This window comes from Flavobacterium sp. Root935 (assembly GCF_001429295.1).
GTDB lineage: Bacteria > Bacteroidota > Bacteroidia > Flavobacteriales > Flavobacteriaceae > Flavobacterium.
Window position 1 is genome coordinate 746,817 of record NZ_LMJL01000008.1, and the last position, 16,818, is coordinate 763,634.

16 protein-coding genes are annotated in these 16,818 nt (G+C 33.6%); 4 read left to right on the top strand and 12 right to left on the bottom strand.

The annotated features are described in order from the left end of the window. Window positions 1-7: 7 nt before the first annotated feature. A complete protein-coding gene (aroC, locus tag ASE40_RS08340; RefSeq protein WP_057116486.1) occupies window positions 8-1,066 on the bottom strand; it encodes a chorismate synthase in 1,059 nt (352 codons plus the stop codon). Window positions 1,067-1,254: 188 nt separating this feature from the next. Here aroC and ASE40_RS08345 point away from each other — a divergent pair, with 188 nt between their 5' ends. Together ASE40_RS08345 and ASE40_RS08350 are read left to right on the top strand one after the other, a co-directional pair. Beyond that, window positions 1,255-2,076 carry a UDP-2,3-diacylglucosamine diphosphatase gene (locus ASE40_RS08345; RefSeq protein ID WP_057116487.1) on the top strand — a complete coding sequence of 274 codons (822 nt, stop codon included), beginning with the start codon at window positions 1,255-1,257 and terminating at the stop codon, window positions 2,074-2,076. Between the two features lie 138 nt (window positions 2,077-2,214). Further along, window positions 2,215-2,712 (top strand): hypothetical protein, encoded by a 498-nt coding sequence (locus ASE40_RS08350; protein WP_057116488.1) that lies wholly within the window; start codon window positions 2,215-2,217, stop codon window positions 2,710-2,712. A 277-nt stretch (window positions 2,713-2,989) separates the two neighbouring features. Here ASE40_RS08350 and ASE40_RS08355 read toward each other — a convergent pair whose 3' ends face one another. The 7 genes from ASE40_RS08355 to ASE40_RS08385 all read right to left on the bottom strand — a co-directional run bounded on the left by ASE40_RS08355 (window position 2,990) and on the right by ASE40_RS08385 (window position 10,003). Further along, window positions 2,990-3,412, bottom strand: a complete 423-nt coding sequence (locus ASE40_RS08355) for a protease complex subunit PrcB family protein (protein WP_057116489.1) — start codon at window positions 3,410-3,412, stop codon at window positions 2,990-2,992. Window positions 3,413-3,427: 15 nt separating this feature from the next. Beyond that, entirely contained in the window at window positions 3,428-4,573 is a 1,146-nt protein-coding gene (gene bshA / locus ASE40_RS08360) for an N-acetyl-alpha-D-glucosaminyl L-malate synthase BshA (RefSeq protein ID WP_057116490.1), read from the bottom strand. 403 nt (window positions 4,574-4,976) lie between these two features. Next, a complete protein-coding gene (locus tag ASE40_RS08365) occupies window positions 4,977-5,459 on the bottom strand; it encodes a hypothetical protein (protein WP_057116491.1) in 483 nt (160 codons plus the stop codon). 135 nt (window positions 5,460-5,594) lie between these two features. Continuing rightward, window positions 5,595-6,386, bottom strand: coding sequence for a (Fe-S)-binding protein (locus tag ASE40_RS08370; protein ID WP_057116492.1), 792 nt, complete (start codon window positions 6,384-6,386; stop codon window positions 5,595-5,597). 129 nt (window positions 6,387-6,515) lie between these two features. Further along, window positions 6,516-7,856, bottom strand: a complete 1,341-nt coding sequence (locus ASE40_RS08375) for a (Fe-S)-binding protein (RefSeq protein WP_057116493.1) — start codon at window positions 7,854-7,856, stop codon at window positions 6,516-6,518. Between the two features lie 6 nt (window positions 7,857-7,862). Continuing rightward, window positions 7,863-8,828, bottom strand: coding sequence for an MlaD family protein (locus ASE40_RS08380; protein ID WP_057116494.1), 966 nt, complete (start codon window positions 8,826-8,828; stop codon window positions 7,863-7,865). Between the two features lie 50 nt (window positions 8,829-8,878). Then, window positions 8,879-10,003, bottom strand: coding sequence for an N-acetylmuramoyl-L-alanine amidase (locus tag ASE40_RS08385; protein WP_057117002.1), 1,125 nt, complete (start codon window positions 10,001-10,003; stop codon window positions 8,879-8,881). A gap of 82 nt (window positions 10,004-10,085) precedes the next feature. Between ASE40_RS08385 and ASE40_RS08390 the strand changes: the two genes are divergently transcribed. Together ASE40_RS08390 and ASE40_RS08395 are read left to right on the top strand one after the other, a co-directional pair. Beyond that, window positions 10,086-12,782 carry a putative LPS assembly protein LptD gene (locus ASE40_RS08390; RefSeq protein ID WP_057117003.1) on the top strand — a complete coding sequence of 899 codons (2,697 nt, stop codon included), beginning with the start codon at window positions 10,086-10,088 and terminating at the stop codon, window positions 12,780-12,782. Window positions 12,783-12,810: 28 nt separating this feature from the next. Beyond that, window positions 12,811-13,191, top strand: a complete 381-nt coding sequence (locus tag ASE40_RS08395; protein WP_057117004.1) for a RidA family protein — start codon at window positions 12,811-12,813, stop codon at window positions 13,189-13,191. Here the strand turns inward: ASE40_RS08395 and ASE40_RS08400 are convergent. The 4 genes from ASE40_RS08400 to pfkA all read right to left on the bottom strand — a co-directional run bounded on the left by ASE40_RS08400 (window position 13,172) and on the right by pfkA (window position 16,623). Further along, a complete protein-coding gene (locus ASE40_RS08400; protein WP_044048067.1) occupies window positions 13,172-13,546 on the bottom strand; it encodes a methylglyoxal synthase in 375 nt (124 codons plus the stop codon). The two genes, ASE40_RS08395 and ASE40_RS08400, sit on opposite strands and share 20 nt — an antisense overlap. Before the next feature lie 10 nt (window positions 13,547-13,556). Further along, window positions 13,557-14,408: an N-acetylglucosamine kinase gene (locus ASE40_RS08405; protein ID WP_057116495.1), complete on the bottom strand. Its 852-nt coding sequence runs from the start codon at window positions 14,406-14,408 to the stop codon at window positions 13,557-13,559. A 130-nt stretch (window positions 14,409-14,538) separates the two neighbouring features. Beyond that, on the bottom strand, window positions 14,539-15,543 hold the full coding sequence (gene gap / locus ASE40_RS08410) for a type I glyceraldehyde-3-phosphate dehydrogenase (RefSeq protein ID WP_057116496.1): 1,005 nt from the start codon (window positions 15,541-15,543) through the stop codon (window positions 14,539-14,541). Window positions 15,544-15,636: 93 nt separating this feature from the next. Beyond that, complete coding sequence (gene pfkA / locus ASE40_RS08415; RefSeq protein WP_057116497.1) at window positions 15,637-16,623, bottom strand: 6-phosphofructokinase; 987 nt, start codon at window positions 16,621-16,623, stop codon at window positions 15,637-15,639. Between the last annotated feature and the right edge of the window lie 195 nt (window positions 16,624-16,818).

The window sequence follows — 16,818 nt, forward strand, 5'->3', positions numbered from 1 at the left end:
CCTTTTATTAATATGTTTTGTTGATTAAATAAAAATCAGCCAAAACAATTGCGGCCATCGCTTCTACGATTGGCACTGCGCGAGGCACTACACACGGATCATGACGTCCTTTTCCTGTCATTGGTGTAATGTTACCTTTATTATTTAATGAGTCCTGAGTCTGCATAATAGTTGCTACAGGTTTAAAAGCTACTCTAAAATAAATATCCATTCCGTTGCTGATTCCTCCTTGAATTCCGCCAGAAAGATTGGTTTTAGTAGATCCGTCAGGATTGTACAAATCATTGTGCTCGCTTCCTTTCATTTCAGAACCAGGGAAACCGCTTCCGTATTCAAAACCTTTTACTGCATTTATAGAAAGCATTGCTTTTCCTAATTCTGCATGAAGTTTATCAAAAACTGGTTCTCCTAAACCAACAGGAACATTTTGGATTACACAAGTTACAACACCTCCAACAGTATCTCCTTGTTTACGAATATCACGAATATATTCCTCCATTATCGCTGCAGATTTTTCGTCTGGACAACGAACAGGATTACTTTCTATTTTTGAAAAATCTAATTCTTGATAAGGCGTTTCTAAATGAATTGGCCCAACAGAAGAAACGTAAGCATTAAACTTAATCTCTGGAAGCATTTGTTTTGCAATTGCCCCAGCTACTACCCTGCTTGCAGTTTCTCTAGCCGAACTTCGTCCGCCGCCGCGATAGTCACGAAAACCATATTTCTGATCGTAAACATAATCAGCGTGGCTTGGTCTGTAATTATCTTTTATATGTGAATAATCATCTGACTTTTGATTGGTATTTGGAATAATAAACCCAATTGGGGTTCCTGTAGTTTTTCCTTCGAAAATCCCAGATAAGAACTGAACTGCATCTGGTTCCTTACGCTGTGTAACAATTGCCGACTGCCCTGGTTTTCTTCGAGCCATATCCAATTCAATTGCTTCAAAATCAAGTTGTATTCCTGGAGGGCATCCGTCAATAATGCCGCCTAAAGCTTCACCATGAGATTCTCCAAATGTTGTAACTTTATATAGGGTGCCGTAGCTGTTTCCTGCCATTGTATTTTGTTTTGAGCAAATGTAAGTTTTATGAATTAAATTAAAAAATTTAAAACTGGTATTATTAACTAAACATTAAACCGATTAAAAATCACAATTTGGTAAAATTATCCGCTTTTTCATAACCTTTTGATAAAATAAAACCATTCAAAATTTCTTTCATTTGTAAAACTTCAAATCAAGAAAAATTGAAAAAAAGAAATGTCGAATTGGTCGTTCTTTCTGATGTCCATTTAGGAACTTACGGAAGTCATGCAAAAGAACTAAACAACTATCTTTCAAGCATTAAACCCAAAACTTTAGTCTTAAACGGCGACATTATTGATGCTTGGCAGTTTCGTAAATCGTACTTCCCGAAAGCGCATTTAAGAGTAATTCAGCGTATAATCGGAATGGCTTCTAAAGGAACAAAAGTGTATTATATTACTGGAAATCATGATGAAATACTTCGAAAATTCAGTGATATGAATATGGGTAATTTTGCTTTGGTCGACAAATTAGTTTTAGAATTAGACGATAAAAAAGCATGGATTTTTCACGGAGATGTGTTTGATGCCTCTGTGCAGCATTCAAAATGGATTGCAAAACTAGGCGGATTAGGTTATGATTATTTAATTCTAATAAACCGATTTGTAAATTGGTGTCTATCAAAGCTCGGTCGAGAACCTTACTCTTTTTCTAAAAAAATAAAAGCAAGCGTAAAAAAAGCAGTTAAATTTATTTCTGATTTTGAAACTACTGCAACCGATTTAGCAATCGAAAAAAATTACGATTACGTAATCTGCGGTCATATCCATGAACCAAAAATTATGACTAAGGAAAACAAACATGGCTCTACTTTATACCTTAATTCTGGCGATTGGGTAGAAAACCTAACAGCTCTTGAATACCATAAAAAACGCTGGAAATTGTTCTCTTACAAAGCAGCTAATTTTGTTGAAGAAGAAAATCTTTTTGAAATGGAAGATATTTTAACTTCCCAATTAATATCTTCAATCATATTAAAATAACCTCACCAAAACCTATTTTTTAACAATTTTAAGAATCTTAATTTCGAAAATGTGAATTATATAACAATTTTCAAAAATATTATACGTTCTGTATCTAACTGTAATTATACATTTGAAAAAAATTAATTAACCATTTTTATGAAAAAGATCATTTTATCAGCCCTTATGCTTTTAGGATTAGCATTTACGGCTCAATCACAAGAAATTTCAAAACATGCGTTAGGGTTACGTTTAGGTGACAATAACGGTTTCGGAGGAGAAGTATCATACCAATTAGGATTGAACCAAAAAAACAGACTAGAATTTGATTTAGGCTGGAGAAACAGCAGAGATGTTGATGCTATCAAAGGAGTTGCCCTTTACCAATGGGTTTGGAACATCGACGGAGGATTTAACTGGTACGCTGGTGTCGGTGGTGGAGTTGCTGCTTGGGATTATGACTATTACAATAATAACTTCAGATATAATGACAGCGGAACTTATGTTTTCGCAGCAGGAGATATTGGTATCGAATATAGATTTAGTGAAGTGCCAATTACATTATCATTAGATGCTAGACCTGAAATTGGTTCAGGATACTATGATGATGACAATTTTGGATTTGACGTTGGTTTAGGTGTTAAATTCAGATTCTAAAATAAAAATTAAAAAATAATTGTAAGAAGAAACCTGTCGTTTAAAACGACAGGTTTTTTTTATTGATTAAAGTTTTTGTCAGGGTAAGCGAACTAGAAGCCCTTTCTACATCTTAAACCTTCGACTTCACTCAGGATAACACTTAACTTAAAATAACAAAATCAAAGAATAAGTACTAAAGTTTAAGTACCAAACTCTAGTACTAATCACTAAGAACTAAGAACTATGAACTATGAACTATGAACTATGAACTATGAACCAAGAACTAAAAAACTAATTACTTAATAATAATCTCTTTCTTAGAGTGAATTTTCACCACAGTGTAAGGATACGAAATCACCTGCATTGTCATTGCATCCTGCGCCGGGCTGTTTTCTTTTACAGTAATAATGATATTCTTATCTGTTTCTTCGACCTTTTCAACGTCTATAGAATAACCGCTTGTGTTTTTCTCCCCCATATTCAAGATCACATAGTTATAATCATGAACATTTGGATCCTTCATTTTATCAGCCAAAAGCGGATCGTTTTCAAGCATCTTAATCTCATTTGGTTCGGTCAAGATCTCAAAAAACTTAATATTACCGCCGCCGTCAGACTGCTTTGTCAAAACTTCGTACAAAGCATTTGAATTTTCAACTTTCTTAACACCGCACGAAACCAAAACAAAAATTGCTAAAACAGAAATTACTTTTTTCATTTATCTTTTTTAAAATTAATGCTTTTCATATTTATAATCATCAACAGCTTTTTGGTACAAAGCCTCATACTTAGGCAGAATGTTTTTAATATCAAATTTTCTTGCCACTTCCAGCGCATTTGCCTTAAACTGACTCAATACCGCATCATCTCTTAAAATTTTAAGAGCATTTTCGGCCATTTCTTCAACATTTCCAACGTTGCTTAAATATCCAGAAAAACCATCAAAATTTACCTCAGGCAAACCTCCAGAATTACTAGAGATTACTGGTACGCCGCAAGCCATTGCTTCCAAAGCAGCCAAACCAAAGCTTTCTGTTTCTGAAGGAAGCAGAAATAAGTCTGTCATGCACAAAATTTTATCAATTTCGTGGCTGTTTCCAAAGAAAATAACTTTGTCTAAAATTCCCAACTCCTGACATAAAATCTCTGCTTTTTCTTTCTCAGGTCCGTCACCCACCATCATTAACTTAGCTGGAATTTCTTTTTGGATACTATAAAATATCTTAATAATATCCGGAATACGTTTTACCTTTCTAAAGTTACTGATATGCGTAATAATTCTCTCGTTTTCATTTGCCATAACATAACGATGACATGGCGCAGTTGGATCTTTTTTAACCTTATCCAATTCAATAAAATTCGGAATTACTTTAATTTTATTCTTAATCTTAAATAATTTCAAAGTATCATCTTTCAAACTCTGCGAAACCGAAGTCACATAATCCGATTTATTAATGCTAAAAGTTACGGCAGGTTTATAAAAAGGATGATTTCCAACCAAAGTAATATCTGTTCCGTGAAGCGTAGTAATCATAGGAAGATTAATTCCCTCATTTTTAAGCATTTGTTTTGCCATATAACCCGCATACGCGTGAGGGATAGCATAATGCACGTGAAGAAGTTCAATTTTGTACAACTTCACCATGTCAACCAATTTACTTGACAAGGCTAATTCGTACGGCTGATAATGAAACAATGGATATTCCGGAACATTTACTTCGTGATAATGGACATTCGGATTTAAAAGTGCCAGTCTTACCGGCTGACTGTATGTGATAAAATGTATTTCGTGTCCTCTTCTGGCTAATTCGAGACCTAACTCTGTGGCTACTACACCACTACCTCCAAAAGTAGGATAACAAACAATTGCTATTTTCATGGATTAAATTTAATTCTACGAAATTACTCAAAAATAGCGTTCAATTAAGCTTTTAAATTGTTAGATTTTTGACAAAATTAGATTAATTCTAGTTAATAAATATTTTTAGCAGCACCACAATATCTGCAAAAAAGACCAGTAGTCCCGCTGTCCGTTAAATCTTTTCCTTGCTAAAGAAGCAAGAAAAAGGATATCACTTCCATCGGGGCTAGAATAGACGTTTTGGTTTTCATAAGAAGTGCAGTATGACAATCTTTGTCAAAGTTCAAAACCTTGACAATGGTTAATCCGTAAGTTTTAGCAAAAATTGAAACCTTAAACTTGAAACAATTTAAACTACTGAAATAAAAAAAAGGCACAAAACCAAAGTTTCATGCCTTTTCAAATCTTATAAAATTTCTTTTTAGAAAAATCTGCTATGCCAGCTGTCGGCAGCAGGAACTTCCCAAGATTCGTTGAACTCTTCGATATTGTTAACCAGATTATTAAAAACAATCGTATTCTCAGAAACCGATTTATCTTTTACCATCTTCTTAAAGTCGATCAATGGTTTATGTGCAATATGTTCTCCAAGTTTAAAAGTAACGTTCATTTTATCTAACAAATCAACATTATATTTTTTCTCCAAACTTTGGATAAATTCTACCGAACTATCGATAGAACAACCCGTCGCAGCCTGCACATCTTGATTAACAGCCAATATGATAAATCGATTGTATTTTAGTAAAAAAGAAGCTTCAAGACTTGTTCCGTGTGCGGCCCATTGTTCCACAAAAGCTTTTAAGTCTGTTTCGATTTCAGAAAACTCTTCCTCAGAAAATTTTCTGTTCGATTGATAAATCCAAACTCTGGATTCACCAGGTAAATTTTCAAAAGGTATATACATTTTAATTTTAGATTTTAGATTGTTGATTTTAGATTTGTTTCAAGATTTAAGATTCAAGTTTAAGGTTTAAGGTTTAAGGTTTCATGTTCAGTTAAAAACTTAGCATCTTAGCACCTTAGAATCTTAGACCCATTTTTACAAATCCTGCGCATTAGCAATTAACTCCGCAACGTCCATTACTTTTAACTCGCCCTCTTTATGTGCATGTTTAATTCCGTCTGTTAACATCGTATTACAGAACGGACACCCTGCTGCAATAATATCAGGCTGTACTTCTAAAGCATCTTCTGTACGAAGCACGTTTACTTCCTTATTTCCAGGTTCGGCATCTTTAAACATTTGAGCACCACCTGCTCCACAACATAAACCATTTGATTTAGAACGCTTCATTTCGACCAATTCAACATCTAATTTCTGAATTAAATCTCTTGGTGCTTCGTAAACTTTATTAGCTCTTCCTAAATAACAAGGATCATGAAAAGTTATTTTTTTTCCTTTAAATTGTCCGCCTTCAACAGTTAATCTTCCATCATCAATTAATGATTTCAAAAATTCTGTATGATGAATTACCTCGTAAGTACCTCCTAATTCTGGGTATTCATTTTTTAAAGTATTAAAACAATGCGGGCAAGCAGTAACAATTTTTTTTGCTTCGTAGGCGTTCAAAACCTCAATATTCATCATGGCCTGCATTTGAAACAAAAATTCGTTTCCAGCTCTTTTTGCAGGATCACCAGTACAGCTTTCTTCTGTACCCAAAACCGCAAAAGAAACATTGGTACGATTTAAAATTCGTACAAACGCTTTAGTAATTTTTTTTGCTCTATCATCAAAACTTCCTGCACAACCCACCCAAAACAAAACTTCTGGCTGTTTTCCTTCGGCAAGCATCTCTGCCATTGTTGGCACTACTAAACTTTCTGACATCTTATTTTGTTGTTAAATCGGTTAATCGTTTATTTGGTTAATCGTACTCTTTACTATAACCTACTAAAAACCTCAAATATTTTAAAATTGATAAACAGTTAAAACAATTAACCGTTTAAACAATACATTCTAATTCTCGTTTTTCCAATTTAATCGGTCTTGCTGACTGTACTGCCAAGGTGCACCGTTATTTTCTATATTGGTCATCATCGCATTCAATGACATTGGCGCAGCACTCTGCTCCATCACCAAATAACGACGCATATCCATAATAATAGACAACGGACTTATGTTTACTGGACATTCTTCCACACATGCGTTACAAGATGTACAAGCCCATAATTCTTCTGGAGTAATATAATCATTTAAAAGTGTCTTGTTATCTGGAACAAAAACACCTTTGTTAGCATCTATATTTTTACCAACTTCAGTTAAACGATCTCTTGTATCCATCATAATTTTACGAGGAGACAATTTTTTACCTGTTTGATTTGCAGGGCAAGAAGAAGTACAACGTCCGCATTCTGTACAAGTATAAGCGTTTAACAACTGAACCCAGTTTAAATCCTGAACATCACTTGCTCCAAATTTAGCCGAAGCAGCATTCTCATCAGCAGGCGGTGCAGCAGCAAACGGATCTGCATTTGGATCCATCATTAATTTAACCTCTTTTGTAACCGATTCTAAATTATCAAACTGACCTTCTGGTTTCAAGTTTGCAAAATAGGTATTTGGAAAAGCTAAAAGAATGTGTAAATGCTTTGAGAAGTATAAATAGTTCATAAAAACTAAAATACCAGCAATGTGCAGCCACCAGAAAACTTCGAATAAAAGACCTACCAATTCATTAGACGAACCATTAAAAATTGGTGCAATAAACTGACTTATTGGATAACTTCCTGCTTTATGAAAATGTGAATAACCGCCTGGAACATTTTGTAAATGCAAATCGGCAGCATTCATTAATAAAAACAAAATCATTAAAACGGTCTCAAAATACAGAATGTAATTGGCATCGCTTTTTGGAAATCCAGTTAAATCTGAATGTATAAAACGTTTCAATCTGATAAAATTTCTTCTGATCCAGAAAACTGTGACAGCAAAAATTACCAATATTGCCAATATTTCGAATGAAGCAATTAAAACATCATAAACAACACCCAAATATGGTGCAAAAATTCTATGTGTCCCAAAAAGTCCATCTATAATGATTTCTAATAATTCGATATTAATTATTATGAAACCAACATATACAAAGATATGAAGTATTCCTGCTACAGGGCGTCTCACCATTTTTGACTGCCCAAGAGCAATCAATGCCATGTTTTTCCAACGAGCTTTAGGATTATCTTTTCGATCTATATCAACTCCCAAATTAATATTTCGGATGATTTTTTTTACGCTCGCTGCAAAAAAACCGAAACCTACTATAAGAAGTATCGCGAATAAAATATTATCTAAATAACTCATTTATAATTATTTTTTATCAGTTGAATTTGTTTCTTCTGCTGGTGCTACGTATGGTTTATTTTTCTTTCCGAAAAGAGAAACATTTACATAACGAGTTGGGTAAAGACGTACATCTTGCAACAACAATTCAAGCTCTTTTGAAGTTTTAGCCAAGTTGTTATACAATGCATCGTCATTCAATAATTTACCAGCTGTGCCTTTACCAGAGTTTAAATTATTCATTAAACCATCAACTTTTGCCAAAGCCTGATTAAGATTACGTACTGTTTTTCCTAAATCTGCTTTGTTTAAAGAGTCTGATATTTTGTTAAAGTTACCTGACATTTTATTCAAGTTTGTCACAACGCTGCTAATTTGGCCTTTATTGGTATCCAAAATATTGTTAAGGCTTCCAGAAGCTCTATGAAACTGCTCCATAGTCTGGCTTAACTCAGCAATTGTTTTCTTTAGGTTTTCTTGTGTAGTTTTATCTAAAGTATTGTTTAAACCTGTAACTAGAACATCGATATTAACCAGCATTTTATCTAGTTTTTGCTGAATTGGTTCAATTTTTCCGCCTAAAGATTCCGTCAATCCAAGCTCTACAGTAGAAGTTAGTTTCTGCCCATCTTCTGCTAATTCTTTATCAGCAAAATTTGGAACAATCTTAATTTGTTTACCTCCAATTAAACTTGGAGAATAAATTGCAGCTACGCTTGATTTCGAAACTGGAAAATCAGTTTTAAGCTGAAGCTCAACTAATAATTTACCTGTTACTTCATCAATAGTAATTTTATTTACTTTACCAACAGCAAGTCCGTTAAGTGTTACTGGAGCTGATGGTGATAGATCTTCAACGTTATCATATTCAGCATATAATACTTTATAATTTGTAAAAAGATCTCTGCCTTTTAAAAAACTATAACCCCAAATAAATAATAAAATCGATGCGATGACTAATATAGCCGTTTTAATTTCTCTTGTTAGTTTCAAAATTCTAAGTGTTTATACAAAATTAATATAAATATTCGAACTTACGCTTATTATTTAATTGCGTCCTGAATACTGATTTTTTCTCCATCTTTAGTTGCTACTAAAAATGCTGCGCCATATCCTTTATTTTTAGCTTCTTGCAAGTATTTTTGCGCTGTTTCGTAACTTGAAGTTTCTTCGTAGAAATATTTATAAATATTATTTTCGTAGATCATAGTTACATTTTTAAGACCTTTAAAATTTTTAGGTTCTAAAGGTGTTTTCTTAATACTGGCAATAAGCTGTACTTTAAAGAATGTTCCTTTAGGAGCATTTTTTACCGCTGCAACCTGCGCCGTTGCTTTTGGTTTTGCTGGAGTAGTATCTCTTATGGGCCGACTCTCAGCTGCTTCTGGTGCTCCAGAACCAAAATATTCTCTTTTATAGCTTAAGATAGCTTCTGCAATTGCTCTTGCAATATCATCCTGCCCTTCTTCTGAATTTAAAATATTTCCTTCGGTCGGATTTGAAACGAAACCAGTTTCAACTAAAACTCTTGGCATATAAGCTTTATGAAGTACCATAAATGGCGCTTGTTTTACACCGCCATGACGAAGTTTTTTACCTAATTTTTCAAAGTTTTCTTCAATTTTACTCGCTAAGGAAATACTATTATCCAAATATTCTTCCTGCATCAAAGTCATACCAATCATTGATTCTGGAGAATTAGGATCATATCCTTCGTACTTACGTTTATAATCTTTTTCTAATGTAATTACAGAGTTCTCTTTTTTCGCCGCTTCAAGATTAGAGGCAACTTTACTCAAACCCATTACATAAGTTTCGGTTCCATCGGCTGCCGTATTTTTATTGGCATTACAGTGAATAGAAACAAAAATATTTGAATTGGCTCTATTGGCAATATTGGCTCTTTCGACCAAATCTATAAAAACATCTGTTTTACGAGTATAAATTACATTTACATTAGGATTAAGTTCTAAAATCTTGCCCACTTTTAACACAATAGCTAAAGCAATATTTTTTTCAATTCTCCCACTATAAACTGCTCCAAAGTCATGATCTCCATGTCCGGCATCCAAAGTCACCTTAAACACATTTGACTGACTATGAGCATAAAAAGACAGTATTGTTAGAAATAAAGTAAATATTACCTTAAATTTGTTAATTCTATTCATAAATCTAAAAGTTAATTTTAATAAAACGCAGCTGTTATAATTTTTAGAATTGATTATTTTTGCCAAAAAATTATATGTAAGTTTGACATGTCAAAAAACAAGCCATAATTTTACAAAAATAGCATTTAAACCTTTGCATACAAACTTATTTAATATCGTTTTAATATCATTTTTCCTAACTATAGGTTGTGGTAATTTATATTCGCAAGAAATAAAAAATAAAAAAAAGCCTTTACCTGCTGTAAAACAAACAGATAAAGAAGCTCCTGCAATTACAGATACTATAAAGCTTGATACTGTTAAACCCAAAAAGACTTTTTTGGATGGAAAAGTAAGATACAAAGCAAAAGATTACGCTAAGATAGATCAAAAGAAAAAGCTTATTACTTTGTATAATGAAGCTGAATTATACTATAAAGATGTTGAATTAAAATCTGGTATAATTGTTCTTAATTATGAAAAAGATGAAGTTTACGCTGGAAGAATTAAAGACTCTGCTGGTGTTTTGACTCAATATCCAAATTTCAAACAAGGGGGAAGCGAAGTACAGCCAGATTCTATTCGTTTTAACTTCAAAACCAAAAAAGCTTTAATTTACAATTCGAGAACTGAACAAGGCGAATTTAAAATCAAAGCTGCTGTTACTAAAAAAGAAAATGATTCTGTTTACTTCTTAAAAGGCGCCCGTTTTACAACTTCTACAGATGTTGACAATCCAGAGTATTATTTCCAGACCAATAAAGTAAAATTTATTCCAGGAAAAAAAGTAATTACTGGTTTGACCAACATGGTAATCGCTGATGTCCCTACCCCACTTGCACTGCCTTTTGCTTATTTCCCGATGAGTCAAGAAAAAAGTGTTTCTGGTATTATCATTCCAAGTTATAATGACTCTAACACAAGAGGTTTCTCTTTGCAAAATATGGGTTATTATTTTGCTCTTAGCGACAATTATGACCTTACGGTACTTGGAGATTATTACACCAACGGAAGTTATGCCATGCGATTTGAATCATCGTATGCCAAAAGATATAAGTATCGAGGAAATATAAATGTTCGTTTTGAGAATTTGATTAGTAGCGAACGCGGCTATCCTGACTACAGCAAACAAGGTATTTATAATATTCAGTGGTCTCATTCTAAAGATACTAAATCGAATCCTAATTCAACCTTTTCTGCATCGGTTAACATGGGTAGCAGTAAGTACTTTAAACAATCGATTAACCAGGCGAATATTGGATCGAATTTGAACAACACATTAAGTTCGTCGATATCTTACAATAAAACTTTTAACACTATTCCCGGTTCTCGTATTTCGTTGTCTGCAACGCATCAGCAAAATACGCAAACAGAAGACATTATCATGACTCTTCCTTCCTTACAGGGAAGTATTGACCGTGTATACCCTTTTGTTGGAAAAGACGGCGTTAAAAAGGGCTTAATTAAAAACATTAACTTACAATACAGTGTAAGCGGTAAAAACTACTTTAAAACAAAAGATTCTTTGTTTTTTAAGCCGCAGATGTTTAACGATGCTCAGTTAGGAATGCAGCATACCATTCCGCTTAGTACCAACTTTAAAATTTTTAAATATTTTAGTGCGGGAGCTTCAACGACTTATCAAGAAACGTGGGTTAATAAAACCGTATCCAAAAATTACGATTCGGCTGAAGGAAAAGCAGTTAATACAACTGTAAATGGTTTTGACTCTTTTAGAACTTATAATTTCAGCACCAATTTAGGAACTACTATTTACGGAACTTTCAATTTTGGCGATGACAAAAGAATTCAATCGATTCGACACGTAATGCGTCCGAGCATTACTTATGCTTACACACCAAGTTTTGAACGTTATTACGACACATATGCGGTTGATGCTACCGGAAGAATTACTTCTGAATATACAAGATTTGAAAACGGTCTTTTTGGACAGCCTGGAAAAGACAATTCAAACATAGTTGGTTTTGCTTTGAGTAATACTTTTGAAGCCAAAGTAAGAGACCGAGACAGCACAAAAACAGAACCTAAAAAAATAATGCTGCTAAACAATTTAAACTTCAGCACAAGTTATAATTTTGATGCTGATGGAAAAACTACTTTCGGCTGGCAGCCTGTTTTAGTAAGCGGTGGAACACAGTTTTTTGACAATAAAATGAATATGAATTTTGGTGCAACACTTGATCCGTATGCACTGGACAGCGGTAACCAAAAAATCGACAAGTTCAATATTGACAATGGCGGAAGTTTATTTAGACTTACAAGTGCCAATTTAACGGTTAATTATTCCTTTTCGAACAAAGGAACCGGCAAAGAAAAAAATACTCAGAGTCAGCGGAATGGAGGACGAAGTGATGACTTATTTGGTACGAATACAGATTTAAATGACAGCAGGAACAGTCAGTTTGCTAATGAACCTGAAAAAGAGGATGTAATTACGGAATTCTTTAATTCGAAAATTCCATGGGATATGACTTTAGCCTACTCATTAACGTATTCAAATACCAACAGGCAAAATGAAATTTCAGGAAACTCTATTATGATTTCGATTAACACAGATATTACGCCAAAATGGAAAGGCGGGGTTTCTACTGGTTACGATTTCGTACAAAAAGGGGTTACTTTTACGCAATTCCGTTTTGAAAGAGATTTATTAAGCTGGAGAATGGCATTTAACTGGCAGCCTCTTGGAACAAACTCTAACTGGAATTTCTTCATCGGAATTAAATCTGGTATGCTTAGTGATATTAAATGGAACAAACGAAGCGTTTCTAATAGATAAACTACTTTCGAATCAAAATAATTTTATTATGAAAAAGATCATCTTTACCGAGAAAGCTCCGGCTCCAATCGGACCTTATAATCAAGCCGTTTTATCTGGAAACACGCTTTATGCTTCTGGGCAGATTGCAATCAATCCTGAATCAGGAGAATTGATTACAGCTAACATTAATGACGAAACCAATCAGGTTATGCAGAACATTGCAGCTATTTTGGAAGCAGCAGGTATGACTTTTGAAAATGTAGTGAAGTCTACTATTTTCATTATGGACATGAATAACTTTGGCGCTATAAACACCGTTTATGGTTCTTATTTTAACGAAAAAACCGCTCCAGCTCGTGAAACGGTTCAAGTGGCTTGTCTGCCAAAAAATGTAAATGTTGAGATTTCTATAATTGCTGTGCAATAGCATCTAATAATAATTGTGCCGTTGCTTCATTTGTTGCCAGCGGCACATTATGTACATCACAAACACGAATCAACATATTGATATCTGCTTCGTGTGGATGACTTGACAAAGGATCTTTAAAAAAGAAAACCATCTGCGTTATTCCTTCCGCTACTCTTCCCGCAATCTGAGCATCTCCGCCCAGCGGACCAGAAAGCATTCTCTGAGTTTTAAAACCAGCAGCTTCGGCTTTTCCTCCCGTAGTTCCTGTACCAATCAGCCTTATCTTTTCATTATGCAAAACAGCTTCATTTTTGATTAAAAAATCAATTAAATCAGCTTTTTTTCCATCATGAGCAATAATGGCAATTTCCATAAAACCAGAACTATTGATTAGCAACATGGTACGCAATTAATCCATCAATAGGTCTTCTTAAAACATTCCCTAATTGTAGTTCATATTTATTGAATGTTTCTTGTAATTCATCTTTCAAATAAAATGCAATAGAACCTACAAAATGAACTGGAACTTCTTTACAGTTATCGAATTGTTTAATGTAATTCTTAACGAAAGATTTCATTCCTTTAAAGATAATTTTTCTGCAGAACTCAGTGTCTTTGTGCTTAATTAAAAACTTCGCATAGGTTGCTAAGTAAGCATTTGGATTTGGTTCTTTATATAATTTATTTTTAATAAAATCTGGATCAACGTCGTACTCTTTTTCAAGTTCAACAGCCAGTTCTTTAGGCATTTTATTAAAATAGTATTTTCTAATTAATTCTTTTCCGAAAACATTTCCGCTGCAATCATCCATAACAATGTATCCTAATGATTGTACTTTTTGATGCAATACTTTACCATCAAAATAGCTGCAGTTAGATCCTGTTCCTAAAATAGAAACGATTGCTTCTTGTCCTTTTGGAGTTGTTGCATAAACGGCTGCGTAAGTATCTTCTTGAACATCAACAATAGCGTTAACAAAATACTCTTGGAAAATTTGTGATAGTGCTGTTTTCATTCTATCAGTACCACATCCGGCACCGTAAAAGAATAAATGAGTAGCATTTTTTTTGTTTTGTAAAATATCAAAACGATCGTTTAATCTTTCAATAATTTCTGGACCGTCAAGAATTTCAGGATTTAATCCTAAGGTTTGTGTCGTGAATAATACTTTTCCATTATCATCAATTGCAATCCAATCGGCTTTAGTAGATCCACTATCAACTATTAATTTCATTTTTTTTTGTTTTTGGATTAGGTCTTCCCTATTCTCAACTTAAAAGTGTACTTTTTACATTAATTATAGAGGTAACAAAATAAGAAAATCCCGTTATTTGACTAACGGGATTTTGCAAAAATATATATTATTATTTTAAACCTGCAATATGTACAGATAAATCAATTAATTTGCTTGAGTATCCGTACTCATTGTCATACCAAGAAACTAATTTGAAGAAAGTTGAATTTAAACCGATACCTGCAGTAGCATCAACGATTGAAGTTCTTTTATCTGAAATAAAGTCTTGAGAAACAACAGCATCTTCAGTATATCCTAAGATACCTTTCAATTCGTTTTCAGAAGCTTTTTTCAATACAGCTAAGATTTCTTCGTAAGTAGTTTCTTTAGCTACTTTCACAGTTAAATCTACTACAGAAACGTCAGCAGTAGGAACACGGAAAGACATTCCAGTTAATTTTCCATTCAAAGAAGGGATAACTTTTCCAACCGCTTTTGCAGCACCTGTTGAAGAAGGAATGATATTGATTGCAGCTGCACGTCCACCTCTCCAGTCTTTTCTAGAAGGTCCGTCAGCAGTCATTTGAGTTGAAGTAGTTGCGTGAACAGTAGTCATTAAACCTTCAACGATTTCGAAATTATCGTGGATAACTTTAGCTAATGGAGCTAAACAGTTTGTAGTACAAGATGCGTTAGAAACAACTAAATCAGAAGCTTTTGCAGTTTCGTGGTTCACTCCCATTACAAACATTGGAGCATCAGCAGAAGGAGCAGAAATGATAACTTTCTTAGCACCACCTTTTAAGTGCTCACTTGCAGTTTCGATAGTTGTGAAGATACCAGTACATTCAGCAACAACATCTACATCAACTTCGTTCCATTTTAAATCAGCTGGATTTCTTTCTGCAGTGATACGGATATTTCTTCCGTTTACATAAAGTTTTCCTTCTTTAACTTCTACAGTTCCGTCGAAACGACCGTGAACTGAATCATATTTTAATAAATAAGCTAAGTGATCAACATCTAATAAATCGTTGATTGCAACAACTTCTACATTATCTCTATTGAAAGACTCTCTAAAAACGATTCTTCCGATACGTCCAAATCCGTTTATTCCTAATTTTACTTTTGACATTTTACTAAATTTTTGCTTTTGTTTTTATTACACTATTTCAAAGTCTAATTTCCTCACAATAAACTTCTCTTCTTTTTAAACTTTTATATTAGGTTATGTTGACATGATGTCAGACACTCTTAATAATTCTCTGTCGATTTCAGATTTTCCTTTAATTGCCTGCTCAAGCGGCGTTAAAATCACTTTATCTTCTTTAAGTCCAACCATATAATTTGATTTTCCTTCAATTAAAGACTCTACTGCTTTTACACCCAAACGACTCGCCAATACACGGTCGAAACAAGATGGAGAACCACCACGCTGCATGTGTCCTAAAACAGAAACACGTACATCGTACTCAGGTAAATTAGCTTCAACATAATCTTTTAATTCGAATACATTTTTACCAATTTTATCTCCTTCGGCAATAACAACTATACTTGATGATTTCCCTGAAGCTTTACTTTTTTGAAGTGAATCTAATAATCTATCAAGACCTAAATCTTCTTCAGGAATAAGAATTTCTTCTGCACCAGCTCCAATACCTGCATTAAGTGCAATGTGACCAGCATCTCTACCCATAACCTCTACAAAGAATAAACGGTTATGTGAACTTGCTGTATCTCTAATTTTATCAATACAATCTACAACAGTATTTAAAGCAGTATCGTACCCTAGAGTAAAACTTGTACCATAAATATCATTATCAATTGTACCTGGAATTCCCATAACTGGGAAATTATATTCTGAATTAAAAATCAAACCTCCAGTAAAACTTCCATCTCCACCAATAACTACCAAAGCATCAATTCCTGCTTTTACAAGGTTTTCGTGTGCTTTTTTTCTACCTTCAGGGGTTCTAAACTCAACTGAACGAGCCGATTTTAAGATCGTTCCACCTTTGTTTACAATATTATTTACACTACGAGGTCCCATTTCTTTGAAGTCTCCTTCAATCATTCCTTGATACCCTCTATAAATTCCGATGCATTCTATATTATGATATGCGCAAGTTCGAACAACTGATCTAATTGCAGCATTCATTCCAGGTGAATCTCCTCCTGAGGTAAGAACACCTACTTTTTTTATTGTTTTTGGCATTATTTAAGTATTAAAGTGTAAAATTAGCAAACATTCAGCACTTATTAGGTTATGATTATTATAAATTAATAAAATATGTTAAATTCAAACGTTTTCGTTAATAAGTTTTTTATAGGTAAAAATTTCATTTAAAATAATAAATCGCTATTTTTTTAATTAAATCGTCAAAATTAACAATACCTAAATGAAGTGTTA